17 protein-coding genes are annotated in these 21,583 nt (G+C 38.4%); 5 read left to right on the top strand and 12 right to left on the bottom strand.

Translation table 11 applies throughout. The features are described from left to right. Nucleotides 1-16: 16 nt before the first annotated feature. Complete coding sequence (locus Q4534_RS04835; protein WP_303612043.1) at nucleotides 17-3,211, bottom strand: TonB-dependent receptor; 3,195 nt, start codon at nucleotides 3,209-3,211, stop codon at nucleotides 17-19. A 1,039-nt stretch (nucleotides 3,212-4,250) separates the two neighbouring features. Between Q4534_RS04835 and Q4534_RS04830 the strand changes: the two genes are divergently transcribed. From Q4534_RS04830 to Q4534_RS04820, 3 genes are read left to right on the top strand one after another with little or no spacing between them, the layout of a single operon-like run. Continuing rightward, a complete protein-coding gene (locus Q4534_RS04830; protein ID WP_303612042.1) occupies nucleotides 4,251-6,776 on the top strand; it encodes a c-type cytochrome in 2,526 nt (841 codons plus the stop codon). A 6-nt stretch (nucleotides 6,777-6,782) separates the two neighbouring features. Next, complete coding sequence (locus tag Q4534_RS04825; protein ID WP_303612041.1) at nucleotides 6,783-7,874, top strand: sugar phosphate isomerase/epimerase; 1,092 nt, start codon at nucleotides 6,783-6,785, stop codon at nucleotides 7,872-7,874. Between the two features lie 10 nt (nucleotides 7,875-7,884). After that, nucleotides 7,885-8,667, top strand: a complete 783-nt coding sequence (locus tag Q4534_RS04820; protein WP_303612040.1) for an SDR family NAD(P)-dependent oxidoreductase — start codon at nucleotides 7,885-7,887, stop codon at nucleotides 8,665-8,667. Nucleotides 8,668-8,691: 24 nt separating this feature from the next. Here the strand turns inward: Q4534_RS04820 and Q4534_RS04815 are convergent, their stop codons facing one another. Together Q4534_RS04815 and Q4534_RS04810 are read right to left on the bottom strand one after the other, a co-directional pair. After that, nucleotides 8,692-10,023, bottom strand: coding sequence for a GntP family permease (locus tag Q4534_RS04815; RefSeq protein ID WP_303612039.1), 1,332 nt, complete (start codon nucleotides 10,021-10,023; stop codon nucleotides 8,692-8,694). 113 nt (nucleotides 10,024-10,136) lie between these two features. Beyond that, complete coding sequence (locus Q4534_RS04810) at nucleotides 10,137-10,709, bottom strand: peptidylprolyl isomerase (RefSeq protein ID WP_303612038.1); 573 nt, start codon at nucleotides 10,707-10,709, stop codon at nucleotides 10,137-10,139. Between the two features lie 618 nt (nucleotides 10,710-11,327). Here Q4534_RS04810 and Q4534_RS04805 point away from each other — a divergent pair. Together Q4534_RS04805 and Q4534_RS04800 are read left to right on the top strand one after the other, a co-directional pair. After that, nucleotides 11,328-11,642, top strand: a complete 315-nt coding sequence (locus tag Q4534_RS04805) for a phage tail protein (protein ID WP_303612037.1) — start codon at nucleotides 11,328-11,330, stop codon at nucleotides 11,640-11,642. 79 nt (nucleotides 11,643-11,721) lie between these two features. Next, the gene (locus Q4534_RS04800; protein WP_303612036.1) at nucleotides 11,722-11,871 is read left to right on the top strand and encodes a hypothetical protein; all 150 of its coding nucleotides are present in this window, start codon (nucleotides 11,722-11,724) and stop codon (nucleotides 11,869-11,871) included. Nucleotides 11,872-11,878: 7 nt separating this feature from the next. On the opposite strand, the gene Q4534_RS04795 is transcribed toward Q4534_RS04800, so the two are convergent. The 9 genes from Q4534_RS04795 to Q4534_RS04755 form a co-directional block, all read right to left on the bottom strand. Continuing rightward, a complete protein-coding gene (locus Q4534_RS04795) occupies nucleotides 11,879-12,592 on the bottom strand; it encodes a sulfite exporter TauE/SafE family protein (protein WP_303612035.1) in 714 nt (237 codons plus the stop codon). Next, entirely contained in the window at nucleotides 12,593-13,018 is a 426-nt protein-coding gene (locus Q4534_RS04790) for a FixH family protein (protein WP_303612034.1), read from the bottom strand. It lies immediately after the preceding gene. A gap of 19 nt (nucleotides 13,019-13,037) precedes the next feature. Beyond that, nucleotides 13,038-14,453 (bottom strand): cytochrome c oxidase accessory protein CcoG, encoded by a 1,416-nt coding sequence (ccoG, locus tag Q4534_RS04785; RefSeq protein WP_303612033.1) that lies wholly within the window; start codon nucleotides 14,451-14,453, stop codon nucleotides 13,038-13,040. A 61-nt stretch (nucleotides 14,454-14,514) separates the two neighbouring features. After that, entirely contained in the window at nucleotides 14,515-15,441 is a 927-nt protein-coding gene (locus tag Q4534_RS04780) for a cytochrome c (RefSeq protein WP_303612032.1), read from the bottom strand. Further along, nucleotides 15,428-15,619 carry a hypothetical protein gene (locus Q4534_RS04775; protein ID WP_014022899.1) on the bottom strand — a complete coding sequence of 64 codons (192 nt, stop codon included), beginning with the start codon at nucleotides 15,617-15,619 and terminating at the stop codon, nucleotides 15,428-15,430. The genes Q4534_RS04780 and Q4534_RS04775 overlap by 14 nt, the downstream gene beginning before the upstream one ends. Before the next feature lie 11 nt (nucleotides 15,620-15,630). Beyond that, nucleotides 15,631-17,763 (bottom strand): cytochrome-c oxidase, cbb3-type subunit I, encoded by a 2,133-nt coding sequence (gene ccoN, locus Q4534_RS04770; protein WP_303612031.1) that lies wholly within the window; start codon nucleotides 17,761-17,763, stop codon nucleotides 15,631-15,633. Between the two features lies 1 nt (nucleotide 17,764). Further along, on the bottom strand, nucleotides 17,765-17,947 hold the full coding sequence (gene ccoS, locus Q4534_RS04765) for a cbb3-type cytochrome oxidase assembly protein CcoS (RefSeq protein WP_303612030.1): 183 nt from the start codon (nucleotides 17,945-17,947) through the stop codon (nucleotides 17,765-17,767). Beyond that, a complete protein-coding gene (locus tag Q4534_RS04760) occupies nucleotides 17,938-20,391 on the bottom strand; it encodes a heavy metal translocating P-type ATPase metal-binding domain-containing protein (RefSeq protein ID WP_303612029.1) in 2,454 nt (817 codons plus the stop codon). Before Q4534_RS04760 ends, ccoS begins: the two co-directional genes overlap by 10 nt. A gap of 63 nt (nucleotides 20,392-20,454) precedes the next feature. Then, nucleotides 20,455-21,084 carry a hypothetical protein gene (locus tag Q4534_RS04755; protein ID WP_303612028.1) on the bottom strand — a complete coding sequence of 210 codons (630 nt, stop codon included), beginning with the start codon at nucleotides 21,082-21,084 and terminating at the stop codon, nucleotides 20,455-20,457. Between the last annotated feature and the right edge of the window lie 499 nt (nucleotides 21,085-21,583).

Genomic DNA, 21,583 nt, shown 5'->3' with positions numbered 1-21,583 from the left:
TTTATGTTATGATTGATTAAAACGTAACATTTACTCCCAAAATCAAATTTCTGGAAATAGGCATATAACCTCCATCAAACCCGACGGTATTGTTACTTCCTGTCTGAATCTCAGGATTTGTACCTGAATACTTTGTGATGGTAAACAGGTTCTGACCTTGGAAATAAATTGAAGCCCTACTCATGCCTATATTATTTAATAAAGCATCGGACAAATTATAGGTCAACTGAACATTTCTCATCCTAAAATAAGAACCGTCTTCAACAAAATAACTGGAAGGTCGACTACTTACCTGGTCATTGATATCCATAATTGGGAAAGTTCCTGAAGGATTACTAGGCTGCCAAGCGTCATACAAAGCTGTCTTTGATTTATTTCCTTGGAAAGTATTGAAATCAGTCCAGTAATTGATATAATTAAATATATCATTCCCTACTGATCCATTTCCAAAAATGGCCAAATCCCAGTTTTTATACCCTACGTTTAAATTTATTCCATAAACAAAATCAGGGTGAGGATTTCCAATGATGGTCCTATCTGCATCGGTAATCACTCCATCTTCATTAACATCCTGAACTTTAAATTTACCAACAGCATTGTAGTTACCATAAGCAGGATGGGCATCTACCTCTTCTTGGGTTTGGAATATACCTAAGTTATTGTAGCCAAAGAAAGAAGAAATTGGATACCCTGATTGGGTGATGGTTACTGAGGGAACTCTAGTGGAAGTACCAAACAATACATTGTCCTCATTCTCCGCCAAATTATCAACATTGTTTCTATACATAGAGAAATTGGCAGAAATCCCATAACTTAAATCTCCTCCCATAGCAGTGTCATCAAGCCCTAAGTTTAGGTCAATGCCTTTATTGGTCATTTGACCGACGTTAAAGAATGGTGCAGTAGCATCTCCATGTCCGTAATTTATCGGGGTTTGAAACAACATATCTGAAGTTACCCTGTTCCAAAGATCCAATTCGAAGAAATACTTTCCATTCATCAACTCAATATCCAAACCAATATTATTTGAGGTAGTAGTCTCCCACCTTGCATTTGGATTTCCAAAGCGCTGTGCATCAAAACCAAGGGATGGTGTAGTGGTTGAGCCATCAATAGGATAACCTGCGTTGAAAATATTGGACCTGTAGGTTGTATAGGCATTGTAATCACCTATCAATTGGTTACCGGTCTTACCCCAACCATACCTTAATTTCATGTCTGACACAATAGGTAAAGCTTCAGCTATTGCTGCTTCATCTGATAACCTCCATCCCAAACTAAACGCGGGGAATGTTGCATTTCTTGAAGCAGCTAAAAATCTTGAAGATCCATCGTTCCTTAAAATAAACTGTACGAGGTATTTACCATCATAAGAATAGTTCAATTTTCCAAACTGCGAATACAGTCGATAATCACTTTCTACTCTTCCAAAATTGGTTGCGGTATTTGGATCTCCTAGGTCAAGATAAGAAATGATTGGATTGGTTTCGAAAGCAAACCTCTGTCTGGAAGCGCCGAATATTTCTCCAAATTCTTTAATGGACTCCAAACCTAAATAAGCATCAAATGCATGCACTTCATTGAAAGTTTTTGTATAACTCACCGTATTGGTCCATACCCATTGATAAGAATATTCATTCTCTGCAGTGGAGCTATTGACAAAATTACCCTCAACATATTCAGGCTGTGGACGGCCTATATATCGGGCTCTCCTATTGTTAGCATCCACACCAAAACTTGACCTTACATAAATATTGTCCGTAAGGTCTACCTGAGCATAAATGTTTCCAAAAACCCTCAATTCTAAATTCCTATTGTCTTTCGCCCTTTCCAAGAAGGCCACAGGGTTATAGTTATTACCTAAATTGGCTCCTCTACTTCCTGCAAAGTTGCCCATGATATCATATACAGGCAAAAGTGGGTGTTGCAGGGAGGCACTAAATACAGCATTTTGCTCTTCATTATTACCTCTCGATCCATTACCAAATCCACCTTTTCTATTGCCGACTGTTACGGAAAGATTTTCTCCAATCGTTAATCTATTTTTCAGTGTTTTGAATTCAGTATTGGCTCTAAGAGAATATCGGTCATATCCTATATCATTTACCACACCATCCTGACTGAAATAATTCAATGACAATGCATACCTGCCATTCTCCGTGCCTCCATTTGCTGTCACTTGATAGCTCTGTATAGGTGCAGATCTTGTGGTTTCAGCCCACCAGTCAGTGTCAGATGCTCTGGTAATTGGGTAAATATTTCCCGGTTCCAATGCATATAAACTTGGATCGACTCCGGGATCTCCTTCCATGGCTCCACTTGGAAACACATAATCAGGAATACTTACTTCGCCATTTGGCCCCCATGAATATTGACCATGTGTGGGTGTACTGCCTGGGTTTCCATAAATATTGGCCAAATAAAGGTACTCTCCCAACTCTTCTGCATTCAAAGGATCGGGGCCTCTATCGGATGTTTGCATACCATAATAGGCATTGAATGAAACACTTGGCTTCCCTACTTTACCTCGTTTTGTAGTAATGATGATCACACCATTTGCAGCTCTAGAACCATAAATAGAAGCAGCTGAGGCATCTTTTAGAATTTGAATTGATTCTATATCATTGGGGTTTAAATTCCCTTGACTTTGGGTGGGCACACCATCTATTACATAAAGGGGATCATTGTTATTAATCGTTCCAAATCCCCTAATTCGTACAGTGGCTCCGCCTCCAGGTGTCGCATCATTGATAATGGTCACCCCCGCTGCCCTTCCTTGCAACTGTTGGGCAAATGTTGTGGCTGGGATAGCAAGTAATTCCTCAGAATCGACTGAAGTAACTGCACCGGTAATCTCTCTTCTGGACTGAGAGCCGTAACCTGTTACAACCACTTCATCCAAACCACTTAATCCTTGTTCTAAAGTGACATCGATTGACGCCCTACTTCCAACCACTTCCTCCACATTATTAAATCCCAAAAAAGAAAAGACCAAGGTGGATTCTTGATTGGCTACTGAAATTGTGTAATTACCATCGAGGTCTGTTACAGTACCATTCGATGTACCTTTTACTAATACGGCTGCACCGGGAAGTGGATCCCCAAGGTCGTCCGTGACGGTACCCGAAACCTCTATTTGCGCCAAGGCAAAGCCCGTGCTCACAAACAAAGACAACAGTACCAAACTGCATAACTTGTAAATTTTTAACATAAGTAAATTTTAGGTTTAGTATAAATTAATTTAATATAAATTAAGAGCACATTGTATAAACAAAGCTCAAATGATTTAACCGATAAGGGCAACCATTGTTTAACTTATAAAGAATTTTCCGGTGAAAAACATTGCGGATAACTGTCCTCTGAATGCACGCTGGTTCCAAAAAACGCTAAAGGACTTACTGAGGCAAATGGTAGTACTGGCATAATGGGCTATCTTTTTCTGTTAATTATTATTTATTACAAAATAGACATACAAAAAAAATAATTAATCAAACGACTTAAGCAATAATATGATTTTTTAATTTAAGGAAAAAAATTTTAGCCAATTATTTGAAATTGATTTAAATCTGCAAATTAATTACTAAATCAAACCAAATCCTATACCAATAATACTTTACCTTTAAAAAACAATACTATTCCCTTCTAGCCATCTTCAAAAACAACACTAAATTTTGTTTTTGAAGATTACACAAAATTTATATTTAATACAGTTGAATATAAACTATTTAATTTAATCAACCGATAAAAAATAATCATTACATTAATGTAACCTAAGTGTTGATCTATATTTATATTTAAATATTTTAACTAATATTAATTCTCATAAAGAAAACTTTTATAGATGATATTTAGATTTAGCAGAAAAAATTTTTACGGTAAGGTAAACGGAATTAAATATTCATTTATTATGTGAAATTAAAATTTATATCGAATCCTTCCTTATCACACTACAATCATTGATTTTCTTAAGTATAAAGGGCAAGCAATATTCAAATTAGAATTCCTCCATCGGTAAAATTTCACTTTTTATAGGTTTTTACCAGCCTTTGACTATCTAAAAACACACACTAACTTCTGATAAAATTGCATATCGTGAAATTTTTAACTGTTACATACTAAATTCTATTTATTTTTAAAGTTAAAATTTTATATTTACCAAATAACCACAAAAATCACACCCAAATAACCCTTTTATTAAGAAATTGTTTAAATATTGCTCATACAGTTTAAGCCCTTCCGTCCTGAAATTGGTGTGTATAATATTTTTTTTAAGCACCAGCTGTAACACGCAAGAGAAGAATGAACCCTCCCCTGTACTTTCAATACAAGAAGCACTTAGCAAATTTGAATTAAATAATGACCTCTCGATACAACTTGTGGCAGCTGAACCCTTGGTTGAAGACCCTGTTTTTACAAGTTTTGATGAAAAGGGAAGACTTTGGGTAGTTGAGATGCGAGGTTTTATGAATAGCATAGACGGGTATGATGAACTAGCACCGAATGGCAGGATTTCAATCTTGGAAGATATAAATGGGGATGGGGAAATGGACAAAAAAACCATTTATCTAGATAACCTTATCTTACCAAGAGCACTTGCCACTGTAACCAACGGTGCCTTAGTGGCTGAAAATATGGCCCTATGGTGGACTCAGGACCTGGATGGTGATTTGGTGGCCGATACCAAGATATTGGTAGACCCTGATTATGCAGGAAGTAATTTACCTGAACATGCCGGCAACGGTTTATTGAGAGGAATTGACAATTGGTATTACAATGCAAAATCTCGGTTTCGATATAAGCTTATAGGTCAAAAATGGATTAAAGACAGCACTGAATTTCGAGGTCAATGGGGCATTAGCCAGGATAATTATGGAAGGCTTTACTACAATTACAATTGGTCGCCTTTGCATGCAGATCTTGTACCCCCAAACTATTTTAATAGAAACCTTAACCATAGCAGCACCTCAGGGATCGACCAAGGTCTTACCGCGGATCGTGAAATTTTTCCCGTTAGGGAGAATTTAGCCATCAACAGAGGTTATATTCCCGGAACATTGGATGAAAAAAATAGGCTGAAGGAATTTACATCAGCATGTTCTCCCTTTTACTTTAGGGGTAATGGGCTTCCACAACAATATTCAGAAAATGTCTTTATCTGTGAACCTTCCGGAAATTTAATTAAAAGGAATAGGGTTAAGGAGAATGGGATTTTTATCCAAACCACCTCGCCCGATCAAGGCCGGTCTGTGATTGCCTCTCAAGACGAGCGGTTTAGGCCTGTGAGTTTAACTTCAGGTCCTGATGGTGCCTTATATATTACCGACATGTACCGTGGCCTAATCCAACATGCTGCCTATATCTCTCCTTATTTAAAAGAGATAACAATCAATAGAAAACTTGAATTGCCTACTCATTATGGCAGAATATGGCGGATAAGCGGAAAAAACCAAAAAAACAAAACAGCGCCAAAACTATCTGAATTAAAAAGCCACGAGCTCATTCAAAAGCTGAAACATCCTAACGGCTGGCATAGAGATATGGCACAAAGGCTGTTAGTAGAAAAAAATGACAATAACACAGTAGAAAGTTTAGAAAAGCTGGCCTTAGATGACAGGTATCCTTTGGCACAAATCCATGCCTTATGGACTTTGGAAGGCATGGAGAAATTAGATGCTAAGGTTATCATCCTCCTATTGAGAAAAGATAAAATTAAATCACCACAAGTTACTATCCATGCCCTACGTCTTGCAGAACAGGTTTCTGCAAATAATTCAAGTGTCAAAGAGGCCCTGAAAAATGCCATGCTCAAAATAGTGAAAACTAATATTCCGGAAATAAATCTCCAATTGGTATTAAGTTCAGGCAGTTTTTCTCCAAAGTTTAATTTTAAGGTTCTCTTGGCTATTTTGGAACAAAAGATTGATGAGCCTATATTTAGGGATGCGGCACTCAGTAGCTTGTATGATCGTGAATTTGCATTTTTGCAGTTACTAATAAGGCAAAAAACATGGCAAAACAAAACAAGTTCAAAAGCCATTTTTATTGAAATGTTGACTACAGCCATCAGCAACAAGTATGAACCACTGGAAATGCAAAAGTTGGTACAAATTTTAGATAAAAGCGCACCGTCCGATGACTGGAAGTCATCGGCTATTTTTAGGGGCATGTCCGTGGCTGCTTCCCAACATAAAAAATCGCCCATTCAGCTTTCCACAGCACCAAGGTTCTCGACCAGTACTGATTTTGAAAAAAGTAATTTAAACATCAGTCAATTAAATAACTTGTTTGACTGGCCCGGCAAAATAAATGAAGTGGACAGCCTTAAAAGCACCTTCCTCTTGACAAATAGTGAGAAGGCATCCTTTGCTAAAGGTAGACAGTATTATGTAAGTACTTGTGCAGGTTGTCATGGAGAAGATGGTGAAGGCGTAAAAAGAATGGGGCCACCATTAAACAATTCTGAGTGGGTTACAGGAAATGAAACGCGACTTGCCATGATTTTAATCCATGGATTAGAAGGCCCATTAACTGTCAATGGGGTTCAATACCAAAGCCCGGAAATCTTACCCGTTATGCCTTCCATGGCTAGTTTAGACAATGGTAGGATAGCAAATATACTCACCTATATTAGAAATGAATGGAACAATAATGCACCGGCTGTAAAGAGTGGTACAATTGCAGAATTAAGACTTTCAACACAAGGCAGAGTTTTGCCATGGAAACCAAAGGATCTTTTACAATATGAGCCACCAATAAACCCGCTAAACAAACCTTAAAAACGCATGAACCCACCCCCCCTACCTACAACAGTCCCAAATTTTTTAAAAGAGCGTCGCAAGTTTATTAAAACTGCAGGCATGGGTTTATTGGCCATGAGCATCCCTGATCTTCCTGGTATTTTCGGGAAGGAAAAATTGGGCATTGTCGTTCATTCTTACGGAAAAAGATGGCATTCTTCTTATCAAAGCAGCCTTTATCCGGGCTTTAAAAATGCCGGTGAATTGCTTAACCATTGCCATAAAATCGGTGCTGGAGGCATCCAAGTTGGCGTCAAAGGTTGGTCAACTGATTTCTCAAAAAAAATAAGAGATCAAAGAGAAAAGCTTGGCATGTACCTTGAAGGATCTATTGGAATGCCAAAGAAGGAGATTGATCTACCGGATTTTGAGAAGCAACTAATCCTAGCAAAGGAAGCCGGAGTCAAGGTATTGAGAACCGTAAGTTTAGGACCTCGAAGATATGAAGCTATCCATACAGAAGAAGATTTTATATCCTTCAAAACAGAGGCCACAAGAATGCTAGGAAAAGTAGTACCAATTTTAAGCAAGCATAAAATCAAATTGGCGATTGAAAATCACAAAGATTGGCGATCTGATGAATTGGTTCATTTGGTAAAAAAAATATCAAGTGAATGGATTGGGGTTACCTTGGACTTTGGAAACAGCATTGCTTTAATGGAACAGCCTGAACATACCCTCCAACTACTGGCACCCTATGTTTTCACTACACATGTCAAAGACATGGCTGTAGCTCCTTATGAAGAGGGATTTCAATTGTCTGAAGTCCCATTAGGAGAAGGTTGCTTGGCATTGAAACATATTGTTGACACCTGCAAAACGCATAATCCGACAATTACTTTTAATCTCGAAATGATTACAAGAAACCCGTTGCTTATCCCCTGTTTGACTCCTGATTATTGGGCCACGCTTCAACAAGTGCCGGCCTCGGAATTGGCAGCAATGCTTACTTGGGTAAATGGTAGAAAAGAAAAGCTTCCCAATATCAATTCTTTGGAACCTGAGGCCTTATTGGCCAAAGAAGAATACAATGTATTGACTTCATTATCATACAGTAAAGAAAATTTAAACCTATAAATTAAAAAACATGTTAGACAGCTTACCAGGAATTAAATTATTTGATCTTAGTAAAAAAACAGCCATTGTCACAGGTGGATCCAAAGGTTTAGGCCTTGCCATGGCAGCAGGACTTGCCTCTGCCGGAGCGAATCTATTAATTGTGAATAGGAATGAAAAAGACGGCCATATTATAGCTGATAAGATCGCCAAAACCTACGGGGTAAAGGCGCTGGCTTTTGCTGCTGACATTTCGAAGGAAGACCAAACCAATGCCATGGCTACTTTTGCAATAGAAGCATTTGGTAGCATCGATATTTTGATAAACAGTGCCGGAATAAACATTAGAGGGGCGATTGATGAGGTAAGTTTGGAGGATTTTAATAAAGTAATGGAAGTAAATGTCACTGGTTCTTGGCTATGTATTCGCTCCGTTATCCCCCATATGAAGGCTCAAAATTCAGGGAAAATAATAAATTTGGCCAGCACCTTAGGTCTTGTAGGTTTGGCCAATCGCACACCTTACACTTCAAGTAAAGGCGCTGTGGTCCAAATGACCCGAGCTTTGGGTATAGAGTTGGCGCCATTTGATATTAAGGTTAATGCGATTTGCCCGGGGCCTTTCCTCACAGAAATGAATATACCGGTTGCCGATGATCCGGCTACCAAGGAGTTTATTATTGGAGCTACAGCCTTGGGAAGATGGGGGGAACTCAAAGAAATTCAAGGAGCTGCAATATTCTTAGCCAGTGAAGCAGCCAATTACATGACTGGATCTTTTCTTACCGTGGACGGAGGATGGACAGCCAAATAGCCCATAAGGAAATCTTGTAAAAGCCTATGCCAATATATTGGCCAAAAAGAATATAATAACCATGGAAGTAATGGATAAAATAAGGGTACCCAAACTGTGTGACTGGTAGCCTTGTTTGATATTCATTCCTGACAATTGAGTCATGGCCCAGAAAAAACTGTCATTGGCATGGGATACGGCAATGGCCCCTGCCCCTGTAGCCAAAACAGTAAATACGCGCATTATCTCAGTATCCAAGGCCAATGCGGGCATCAAAGGAACCATAATAGAGGCTGTAGTCACCAAGGCAACGGTTGATGAACCTTGGGCAGATTTCAAAGCAAAAGCCATGGCAAAAGGAAGGAATAAACTCCAATGTCCGCTACTCATCAGACCACTAATCTGATCAGCAATTCCGGAATTTTGCAACATTTTACCAAAAACTCCTCCAGCACCTGTGATGAGTATCACAGGTGCACCTATCAACAATGCTTCCCCAAACCAACCCGCAGAAGACAGTACTTTTTTGTCCAATTTTTCGGGCAAACTAAAGGCCAAAAAAGCGCCTAAAAGTAAAGCAATTATTGGGTTACCAATAAACAAAATAAGTGAGGTGAATTGATTTTCCCCAAAGGGTTTGGTTGGATATGCAGCAATAGAGGATAAAATTATCAAAACCAAAGGAATGATAATTGGCATAAAAGATTTGCCCAGCGAAGGGCTTTTCCCTGAATAACCTAATTTGTCCACTTTGGCAAAGACCGGTTCTAAATGAATCTTTGAAACCCAATACTTGCAAAAGTAGTAGCAAGGTATCAGTCCCAAAGCACTGATAATCGCACCAAATAAAATTATCCGTCCCAAATCAGCTTCCAAGATACCTGCGGCAGCTATAGGTCCCGGAGTGGGTGGCACCAATGAATGTGTGGCAGTAATCCCCAAAGTTAAGGCTACGGTTGTTGCGGCATATGGCAACTTCCCTTTAAAGGACAGTGATTTATTGATTGGGTTTAACATGATAAAGGCACTGTCGCCAAATACAGGAATAGAGGAGATGTATCCGGTAATCATCATTCCAAGCATCACTGATTTTTGTCCCACCCAGGACAGCACCTTTTTTGCAATGACAAAAGCTCCTCCCGATTTCTCCAGAAAAGTACCTATAATAACCCCAAAAAGGATCAGTAAACCTATCCTCCCCAAGACTCCTCCAAACCCCTCGGTAATGGAGCTAATAATTAAGGCTGTAGGCATTCCTGCCAATAGTCCATATAGAATGGCTCCGGTGAATAAGGCGAGAAAAGGGTGAATTTCAAATTTAATGATCGCTACCACAATAATGGCCAGCACCAATAGAATCAAAACAAAGATTAACATATAGCAATATTTGGGTTTATTTTACTTACCAAATAAAGCATTTTTATCTTTATTTCAACTGTATTTATAGATATTTATAAAATATAATTCCTTTCCTTATGAATAAATACCATTTAATTCATTCTTTTTATGGATTGTATTTTTATCGGATCAATAAGGTATTGGTCAACTTCTTCTCCGGATTGAATTTCATTAACCAGCTCCATTCCCTTGGTAACCGCACCAAAAGCAGCAAAACCATACCCGTCCGGATTTCTTTTTCCTTTATAATCCAGTTCAGGTTGTGCATTAATACAAATAAAAAAAGAACTTTGCGCAGTATTAGGTCCTAATCTGGCCATGGATATGGTTCCATTTTTATGTTTAACACCTGTTTCTTCGCTTGTTTCTATGGGTATTGGAGCCAACAATAAACTGTCAGGAACATTCCCACCTTGGATTACTTCTATTTTAATCTCTCTATCTGCTTCGTTTTCCGGTGTACATACCCGGAAAAAACTAGAATTCGCATAAAGTCCTTTTTCAACGTAAGCACGAAAATTCTCTACAGTGATTGGGGCCTTCTCCGGATACACTTCAAGTTCAATATCCCCAATTTCTGTCTCGATTAGGTACTTCTCAATTTGTTGTGCATGTATTGAATTAATGATGACAAACAATAAGACACAGCTGATAAATTTATTCATGGTTTACATCCTTTAATCTTTTAATATAAACTCAAAAAATGTAATACACAATCTATTACGTGCTGGATTCACTTCAAGCTCAGCCACTTCCTTGCTGTTTTCAACCCTACTAATCGAAAGAGTGGTAAACCATAACAATGCTATATTAAGCCATACAAACAGCCTGATTTTATTGTGATTACAACCCTCCCTGAGAAAGCTTAGGAAATCCCTTTACATTATCCGAGTTAAACAAAATACAAAAAGTAAGGCAATAAATTTCAAACTAAGCCCACTATTTCATCAAAGAGCTAATCAGTAACACCAAAAACCTGTGCCAATAACAGCATAAGGCAATAGAAAAATTAATTGTGAATTATCCTACAGGAAATCCTATATAATTAATTAAGGCTGTTAATCTACCAACAACTTCCATTCACAAAAAAAAACTCCAACCCTTTTCCATCCAATATTAGTCCTCAAAAAATGTAAATGCGGTTTATGGTACAAAAACAGGGTAAGTAATACTTTTATATGGATTATTAACCAATAAACCGAATCAAAAACACACTTTAACCTACTTTTAAAAATATATTTTGATTATTTTACCAATCAACAAATTAACGAATCAATTCAAATATGTTTGAAGAGTACATAGGAGTAATAAAAATGTTTGCCGGCAATTTCACTCCCCAAGGATCTGCGCCATGTGATGGAAGGAAAATGTCAATCAAAGACAATCAGTCCTTATTTTCAATATTGGGCAATATGTATGGAGGAGATAGTAAGACTACATTCGCTTTACCGGACTTAAGAGGAAGAATGCCGGTTGGAAGTGGGTCCGGCCTAGGGCTTAGTCCTAAAAAGAACGGTGAAAATGGTGGTCAGGAAACCTGTCAATTAGAAAAAATAACCTACCTGCTCATTCCCATACCTTATGATCAAACTCTATAAAAGCCAATTCCAATAATCCCGAGAACAATTATATGGCCCTTAGTCAAGTTAAAGCCAACGTTTTTGGCCTCCCTATACAATGATGACCTATGCGGATACTTCCAATAGCAAAATGAATGAAAAATCTATTAGTGAAACGGGTGGAAATGAACCATTTGAACAAATGCCCCCCTATTTAAGTATCAATTTCATTATCTGTATTCAGGAGTATTATCCGGCAAGAACATGATTTCCCATCATTCACAATGGGTAATATCACTGTCTAGGAGTTCTGTGGCATGGGCAGTTGGCAGTCCAAGCTTGGGACTCAAATAAGGTATTCCCCAACCCATACCTCTTAAAACAAATAGGACTCCCATAAACATCACAAAATAGGGCATAGCCTTATTCATTTTCATCCTAAAATTCAAAGAGAAGACATCCTTTGAAAACATAAGCAAAATCATCACAGGAAAAGTACCCAAACCAAAGACGAACATATAAGCCATTCCATAAATTGGGCTTTGAAATGCCAAGGAAGCCATCAAGGCCATATATACCATTCCACAAGGAAGGAAGCCATTCAATAATCCGGTTAGAAAAAAAGCTTTACTACCACCTCTTTTTATGGATTTTCCCAATTGTGTTTTTAGCTTTATCAATGATTTCGAAAATGTGGATCCGCTTATCCACTTTTCAGATTCTTTATAAAAAAAAGCCAAGGCAATAATGCTCAGCCCGAGAACAATGGAAACCCATTGCTGTACACCTGCCAGAGACAAAGAAAAACCCAGCATTCCTACCAATCCACCTAATAAGGAATAAGTAATGGCCCTACCTGAGTTATAGAGTAATTTATTAAACAAATACTTGTTTCTATCTTTCCCTGCCAAGGCCAAAGCAATAGGCCCACACATACCAACACAGTGAAATGAGCCAAGCAAACCCCATATAAAGGCTGTCCAAATCATTTAAATATCTATTTTCTTCTCTTCAAAATAGGCTACCCCATTTGCTTCCCAGGTCATTTTTACCTTCCAATAACCCGGCTCTAAATCATTCAGATTCAAAACGTTGGATTCAGTGTCCTTAATTTCAACCTGAATTTTCTTATCCATCCGCGCATCCGAAGGCCTAAATAAGTGCAACTCTCCTTTGGCCCCAATCGGCAACTTGAATTGAAGCGTCTTGCTAAGGGCATCAAATTGCATGACCTTCCCTTCTATAGCCTGGGTATTACTTACCCTATCTATATGTTCCTGATATTTAATTTCTTCCGCATAATAATCCTCAGTAACCAAATGAATATCATCTTGCTTCACGCAAATGGTAACCAAGGTAACCATCAAGCCAATAAAAACAAGTAACAATAGTAAAATCCCATTTCCCCAATTCATATCTATTCTTTAAATATTGTCATTCTCCAACGGGGCCCATAAAACTCGTCGAAATCCGATCTATGGTTATCCCGTTTTGTTGCAACAAAAGGTCCACATTTTGTTGTGGTACTTTCATGTCTTTCTGATGCTTAACCAGAAAAAACCTACCTTCAATCTTTGACTGTCCTTCGAGATGCCAATCGGTATGTCCCACCTTTTCTAAGGTAAATGTAGGATCATCAGGCACCAAAGTAACCTCTTGTTCATCAAAGGTCTTATTGATTAAGGTAACTTCATATAGATTACTGATTTGAGCCCCCTCTCTGGCTTGGTAGGTCATTCCCCTAAACCTGGTCACTGTGGCACCTAAATCTTCCCTAGTAGCTAATAAAGAGACAAAGCCTACAATCAGCAACAAGAGTATTCCGGAGTAGGCTTTCACTCTTCCCGTAAGCAATTTAGATGTTCCGGTAAGAATACTATTTTCAGAAGCATATCTGATCAAGCCCTTGGGACGATCCACTTTTTCCATGACGTCGTCACAAGCATCCATACAGGCCGTACAGTTTACGCACTCCATTTGTACGCCATTTCTAATATCAATTCCAGTAGGGCAAACCTGAACACATAAGGTACAGTCCACACAATCACCAGCAGGCTTTTCTTCTACCTTTTTCTTTCTTATGGGAGCCCGTGGCTCCCCTCTTTTATAATCATAGGTTACATTGATGGATTGATTGTCCAGCAATACACCTTGAAGACGTCCATAGGGACAAACCACAATACATGCCTGCTCCCTAAACCATGAGAAAACGAAAAGAAAAATCCCGGTAAAAGCCAAGAGGCCGAAAAACCCAGCCAAATTCTCTGTAGGAGGAGAAGAAACAATTTCCAACACCTCGTCAATACCTATAAGGTATGCCATTACAGTATGTGAAATGAGCAGAGAAATAAAAATGAAAATGGCCATTTTGATGGACTTTTTCCTTATTTTTTCTGCATTCCAAGGCATAGCATCCAACTTTCTTTGCTGGCCGGCATCCCCTTCTATCCAATACTCTATTTTGCGAAAAACCATTTCCATAAAGAGTGTCTGGGGACAAGCCCAACCACAAAACACCCTCCCGAAAACTACCGTAAATAGGATAATAAAGACAAAGAAAATAAGCAATAAAAAAATCAGCAAATGGGTATCTTGGGGCCAAAAAACAGCTCCAAAAATTATGAATTTGCGTTCAAAAATATTGAATAGCAACCAAGGTCGACCATCTACTTTAATGAAAGGCCCTGCAAACAAAATCCCTAGGAGTAGCCATGAAAAATAGGTCCTGTATTGATAGAATTTTCCGGAAACCTTTTTGGGAAAAACCCAATGTCTTTTCCCATCCTGATTCACAGTTCCAAGTGCATCCCTAAACTTGTCCGGATTTAGATTTTCATTTCTAACAGCCATAATTCTCTTGTTTTATGATAAATGTCGGGTCTGAAAAAGCTTCAAACCCGACCTTTTGGCTTTATTCAGCAGGTTCTACACCCAACTCTTCCTCACCCAAAGCATCTACCGGTTCCTCGATAGTGGGTTCATATTTTTCTCCTTGAGGATCTTTTGGATTGGCGGGTGAAGTTCCTTGTAGTGACAAGATATAACTTGATACCTGCTGCATTTGCTCAGGGCTCAACTGATCTTGCCAAGGAATCATCCCCTTTTCAACCACACCATATTTGACCACGGTAAAGACACTTTTTATATCTCCCCCATGCAACCAATACTCATCGGTTAAGTTTGGACCAACTCCACCTCCACCATCCATGGCATGACAGGCCGCACAATTCCCGGTAAACAATTCTTCACCGGCTTCCAACGCGGGGGTAGAAGTATCCAATTCTACATTGGTTTCGTCTATGGAAGTTAGCATCATCGCTCCTCTAGCTTCTGCTTCAAGTGCCGCCTCCTCCAATGATGCCTCATATTCTTCAATTTGTGTTTTTCCTATTCCTAATACAGAGTAATTCAGAAAATAAACTACTGCTGAGAAAATTGTAAGGTAAAATACATATTTTAACCAAGGAGGCATGAAATTGTCCAGTTCCACAATTCCGTCATAACTATGGTTAAGCTGTATATCTTTCTCTTCGGCAATTGGTTTCATTTTACCAACAACATATTTGGTCTTAAACGACTCCCACCAGGAAGGCTCTGCTGCCAAAGCAGGGTTTTCCTTTCTCATTATTGTCATTAGAAAGGACAGCATATAAACCATCACCGCAACAATAACCACTATGACAAGCAAAACGACAGCAATTATGGCTAGCAAAAGCAAGGTATTGCTATCGAGCTGCTGCATTTGGGCCAAGAAGCTGGTTTCTGCTTCTTGGGCAAAGCCGGGCACTGCCATTAACAAACACATCAGGGTGACTCCAATCAGTTTAAAGTTTTTCATTCGACTTATCGTTTTGAGGTTCATCATTGAGTGGCATTTCTTTCATATGGTCCACATAAGTTTTATCTACTTTTAAGACCCACCAAAACATTCCGATAAAGAAAATAACAAATATCAATAAGGAAATGATTGGGTAAATCTCAATATTCTCCATTGAGCTTAAAATATTTTTTTTCATTTCTTTCTAGTTTATTCGTTTCCGGATCCACCTTTTTTAATATCAGTTCCTAATCGCTGCAGATAAGAAATCAAGGCTATAATCTCCGTATCCGGTAACACTTCGATTCCTGACTCCTTTAAATTTCCTGCAATTTTTTTGGCTTGCCTTTGCAGGTCTTCCATAGCCCTTTCATCATAACCTTCTTCATATGGAACACCTAATTTTTGCATGGTTCTTATCTTCGCTCCAATATTGCTGTGATCCATAATATTGGTGGTCATCCAAGGATATGGTGGCATCAAAGATCCCGGCGACATACTTCTTGGATCTACCATATGGTGATAATGCCAGCTATCGGGGTATTTCCCCCCTACCCTATGTAAGTCTGGACCTGTACGTTTGGATCCCCATAAAAATGGTCTGTCATAAACATACTCACCTGCTTTGGAATATTCTCCATAACGCTCAGTTTCAAACCTAAATGGACGAATCATTTGAGAGTGGCAGCCTACACAACCATTGGCAATGTACAAATCCCTACCCTGCAACTCAAGTGGCGTATATGGCTCTACACTACTTATAGTAGGTACGTTGGACTTAACTAATATAGTAGGAATAATCTCTACAATTCCTCCTATCAAAATAGCTATTGTAGCCAAAATGGTGAAAAATACAGGTTTTCTTTCCCAGGCCCTGTGCCAGAATTCGTTCTTTTCTTCCACGTGTTTTGCCAAAGCCGGTGCTTCATCTTCCTCTTCTTCTAAGAAGGATCCTGCAGCTGCAGTTTTCACTAGGTTATACACCATCAATATGGCTCCACTCAGGTAAAGTAAACCTCCGAATGCACGAAGCATGTACATTGGTACTATCTGAATAACTGTCTCCAAGAAGTTAGGATAGGCTAAACGCCCTGTATCTGCAAATTCTTTCCACATTAAACTTTGGGTAAGGGCTGCCACATACATTGGCAAGGCATAAAACAATATCCCAAGGGTTCCCAACCAAAAGTGAGTATTGGCCAATTTAACGGAAAACAATTTGGTTCTCCACATTCTTGGCCATAACCAATACAGCATGGAAAAAGTTAGAAATCCATTCCATCCCAATCCACCAATGTGCACGTGAGCTACGATCCAATCTGTATAATGAGCAATGGCATTTACACTTTTAATAGAAAGTAATGGGCCTTCAAAGGTAGCCATACCATAGGCTGTAACAGCCACCACCATAAACTTTAACACAGGGTCTACTCTAACCTTATCCCATGCACCTCTAAGTGTGAGCAGCCCATTAACCATCCCACCCCAACTTGGAGCAAGTAGCATAATTGAAAATGCAACACCTAAAACCTGGGCCCATTCAGGCAAAGCGGTATATAACAAGTGATGAGGACCTGCCCAGATATATAGGAAAATTAGGGACCAGAAGTGGACGATAGAGAGCTTATAGGAGAATACAGGTCTGTTAGCTGCCTTTGGCAAATAATAATACATCAATCCCAAGAAAGGAGTAGTAAGGAAAAATGCTACCGCATTGTGTCCATACCACCATTGTACCAAGGCATCCTGCACACCTGCGTATGCTGAATAACTTTTAAAAAAGGATACCGGTAAAGCTAGGGAATTGAAAATGTGTAATACTGCTACGGTTACAAACGAAGCCAAATAAAACCAAATGGCTACATACATGTGTTTTTCTCGTCGCTTGATCAAAGTACCAATCATATTGGCACCAAATGCTACCCAAATGATGGCAATGGCAATATCTATAGGCCATTCAAGTTCTGCATACTCCTTGGATGAAGTTAATCCCAATGGCAGCGTAATTACAGCAGAAAGAATAATGGCCTGCCATCCCCAAAAGTGGATCCAACTAAGGGTTTTATTCCACATTGGAGCCTTAAGTAGGCGGGGCATAGAATAATAAACGCCGGCAAAAATGGCATTCCCTACAAAGGCAAAGATTACTGCATTCGTATGAAGGGGCCTTATCCGCCCAAAGGTCGTATAAGGATTGCCTAAATTTGCTTCGGGTAAAAATAGCTGGGTGGCAGCAAGCAAGCCTATCAGCATTCCGGCTAATCCCCATATCATGGTGGCTGCGCCGAAGAATTTTACGATCTTGTTATCGTAACTAAACTTTTCAAGTGTCGTTCCTGACATATCACTTCTTTTTTTTAGGTGTTTTTTTATTCGCTTTACTTTTCGTTTTTTGGTCAAATAGTATTCTGATCGCCGGTGTATGTTGGTCATCAAACTGCCCACCTTTCATCGCTTTAAAAAAAAGCCATAAAAAGCCTCCAGCCATGACTAAACTTATACCTATCAGAACAAATATCACTTCCATAGAATCATCTCCTTATCGTTTAATCCTTTTCTATACGCTTGAAAATTGGTGGCAATTGTTGTAAACAAAACCACAGAAATACTGCTAGCAGGCATCAAAATCGCACATAACACCGGACTCACCAATCCCTGAACTGCGAAAAAGACTCCTACCGCATTGTAGGTGAAACTCAAACCAAAGCTGGCTTTGATAATCTTTCGCCCTGTTTTAGCAAAATCCAAATAATCTGGCAAATAACTTAATTTTTTTCCGTCCAGAATTGCGTCACTTGCAGGACTGAAATGTGAGATATTATCAGTTACCGCAATTCCCACTTCACTTGCTTTAAGTGCTCCAGCATCATTGAGTCCATCACCAACCATCAACACATGCTTACCGGTATTTTCCATCCTCCGGATATGCGCCAATTTACTTTTGGGGGATTGCTGAAAATGCATAGATACGTTCTCTCCTAAAACCTGTTTCAAATAATCTTCTTCATGGTTATGATCTCCGGAAAGCAAATGAATGTCATAAGATTTAGCCAATTCCGGAACCATTTTTTCTATCCCCTCTCTAACACTACTTGCAATTCGAAAAACACCCCAATGCATGCCGTCTATGACAAGATGTACCTCATTGCCTATATTGTTCACTTTATCTATGGACCCCACACCTAAAAACAATGCGGAACCCAAGCTTATGCTTTTGGACTTATAACTCGCCTGTAATCCTTTCCCAGGAATCTCTTCCACATTGTCCAATGTTACAGGCTTTACATTTCCTGACCATTGATTGATACTGTTACTCAATGGGTGGACAGAAAAATTCACCAAAGCTTTTACCATACTTTTCGATTCCTCTGTAAGGTTTTCGCCATGGTAGCTCACCCTTGCTTTGGAAGGGGCAGTTAGTGTCCCTGTTTTGTCGAAGACAAGGGTATTGATACCTGCAAGTTTTTCGATCACTTGGGTATTCTTTAAATAAAAACCCCCTTTACCAAATATCCGCATCACATTCCCTAAGGTAAAAGGAGTGGACATAGCCAAAGCACAGGGACAAGTAATTATTAATACAGAAGTAAAAGCCCTGACTCCGAGCGAAATATCATTAAAACTCCAGTATAACAATGCTCCAAATGCAATCAAAAGTACTGTGAAAGTAAATTTTCCACTGATTCGATTTGCCATCGAAGCCAAGGAGTCTTCTTGCTCATCCTTTGAAAAAGCTTCATTGTTCCAAAGGTCTGTCAAATATCCTTGAGAAGGGGATTTCTGAACAGCCAGCGTTATGGCTGCACCTTTTTGTCTTCCTCCAGCATATATAAGTTCACCCTTCTTCACAGGAATGGGTATTTCCTCACCAGTCACAAAACTATAATCAATCGAGGCCTCAGACTCTAATAATATGCTATCTGCAGGCACTAATTCTTCATTTCTAACTTTAATTATATCACCAACATTAAGCTTAGTTAAAGGAATTACTTGCTCACGATCCTTGATCATTTTAGTAATTGCAATGGGGAAATAAGCCTTATAGTCTCTATCAAAAGAAAGGGTATCAAATGTTTTTTGTTGATAATATTTCCCCACCAAAAGAAAAAACAACAATCCTCCAAGTGTATCCAAATAGCCCTCCTGTCCTGAAATAAAGATCTCAAACAAACTGTAAGAAAACAAACTAATGATTCCCAGTGCGATAGGCACATCCATATTAACAGAACGATTCCTAATGGCGATCCAAGCAGAGCGGAAATAATCCGTAGCAGAATAAAAAACTACAGGCAAAGCCAAGATAATATTCAGGTAATTGAAAAGATGGCTAAACCCATTACCCAGCAATTCAGTTTCTGAAAAATATTCAGGCAAACTAAAAAACATCATATTACCAAAGCAAAATCCTGCCACTGCCAATTGGTAAATGAGCTTTTTATTGGTCTTATGGCTTTTTTCTTCACCCAGATCAGAAAGGTTTATTCTGGGCTCATAGCCAATATGGGACAGCAACTTAACAATAGATTTTAAACTGGTCTCTTTAGACAAATATTTTATTTGAACTTTCTTTTTGATAAAGTCTACCCTGGAAAAAGTTACTCCCGGCTCAAGCTTGTATAGATTTTCAAGAAGCCAGATACAGGAGGCACAATGAATCATAGGAATAGAAAAAGTCACATGGGATTGTTCATCATCCTTGAAATCTATCAACCTATTTATGACATCCTCATCTTCCAAATAATCAAATCGATTGTCTCTAATTTCTTTCTTTTTCTGATTGCTCCCCGGAGATGCTTCAATAGCATAATAATCACATAAATTATTGTCATTCAAAACCTCATAAACAGTCAGGCAACCTGTGCAACAAAAATTCTTTTCATCACACATAATCGCCTCATCATCACAGTTTTCACCACAGTGAAAGCAACTGACAATTTTAGATTTTTCTGTTTTTGTAGGCATTTCCTCCATTTTCGGACAAGTTAATCCTTTAATATAATTAAAAACATGACGAATATCATTAAAAACAATAATTTATAAAGCCAAGTAAAATGATAATTTATCGTACCAAAGTCCTCCTTTGTAAAAATGAAATAGTACTTTGGCCAAATCCGATTGGTTATTTTTGGTAGTTACTAACAGGGTTTTCTGATGTTTTACAGCATATGACCAAAAATCTCCTATTCTATTAAAATTAAACTTAATAAAAGAAGTTTCAGAAATATGGTTTGTTACTTCTTGGATGAGTTCTTGCTCCTCCTTTAATTTTGACTTTGGAATAAAAGCAGGTGAAATTATGGTTGCCTTACTCGCTTGCAAGTTATTTGAGAATAATAGCAAGAAATGTTTGATGATCTTAGCTGATGCAGGAGTTCCGTCATAATGAAAAAGAAGTCTTTCGAATGACAACTCTTTATCATACAAAAGCACCGGTGTATCGCATGGCTCTTTTTCTAAAGGGCTAGGCTGATCTAGACCATGTAACCAATCAAGGATTCGTGGCAAATGCGCCGTATAAAGGACCGGTTTAGTGGTTATTTGCAACCTATTATTCTCCGGCCTAACCTCCAAGTTAACTTTAAACTCTTCTGGTAAAGGTATCTCTTGATAAGAAGTGATTAATTCACTTGGGAAGGCAAATTGTGTTTCTAGCTTGGCTTGCATATACCTTTTATTTTCTACAAAGCTACTCCCCAATTACCAAAGCGAACTTGATTATAAGAAGGTGTAAACATGATAAAAGTCATGTTTTAATAGATTAGGCTAGCAGGCAAAAGTAAAGATTGCTACATCTGGAAAGGAAGAAATATCCTGTTACCATAAAGCTAAGTATTTCAGTCAAAACTTATGAGATTTTTGAAGCGATACAGTTACTTTCTATTGCAAAATCATTTTTTCATCCATTCAAATTATCTAGGAGCAGTCTTATTCCAATGTTATTAAGCTGAGTCAATACCGGTTCCCCTCCAATCAAAATAAATGCTCAATAGCTCTTTACAAATGATATCCGATTGTGGCCAAATATTAATCAAAACTTTAATAACCAAGTCATTATCTACCCTAAATAAATATATCATCTACCTAATATAAAAAATAAGATCATAAATATAAATTTTTGATTAATATAATAAATTAAAGAATTTTAGTTTTTTTTCAATCAATT

It is taken from the genome of Cyclobacterium sp. 1_MG-2023 (assembly GCF_030546805.1).
GTDB lineage: Bacteria > Bacteroidota > Bacteroidia > Cytophagales > Cyclobacteriaceae > Cyclobacterium.
The sequence above is the reverse complement of the archived record's forward strand: the minus strand, read 5'-3'. Positions and strand labels throughout refer to the sequence as shown.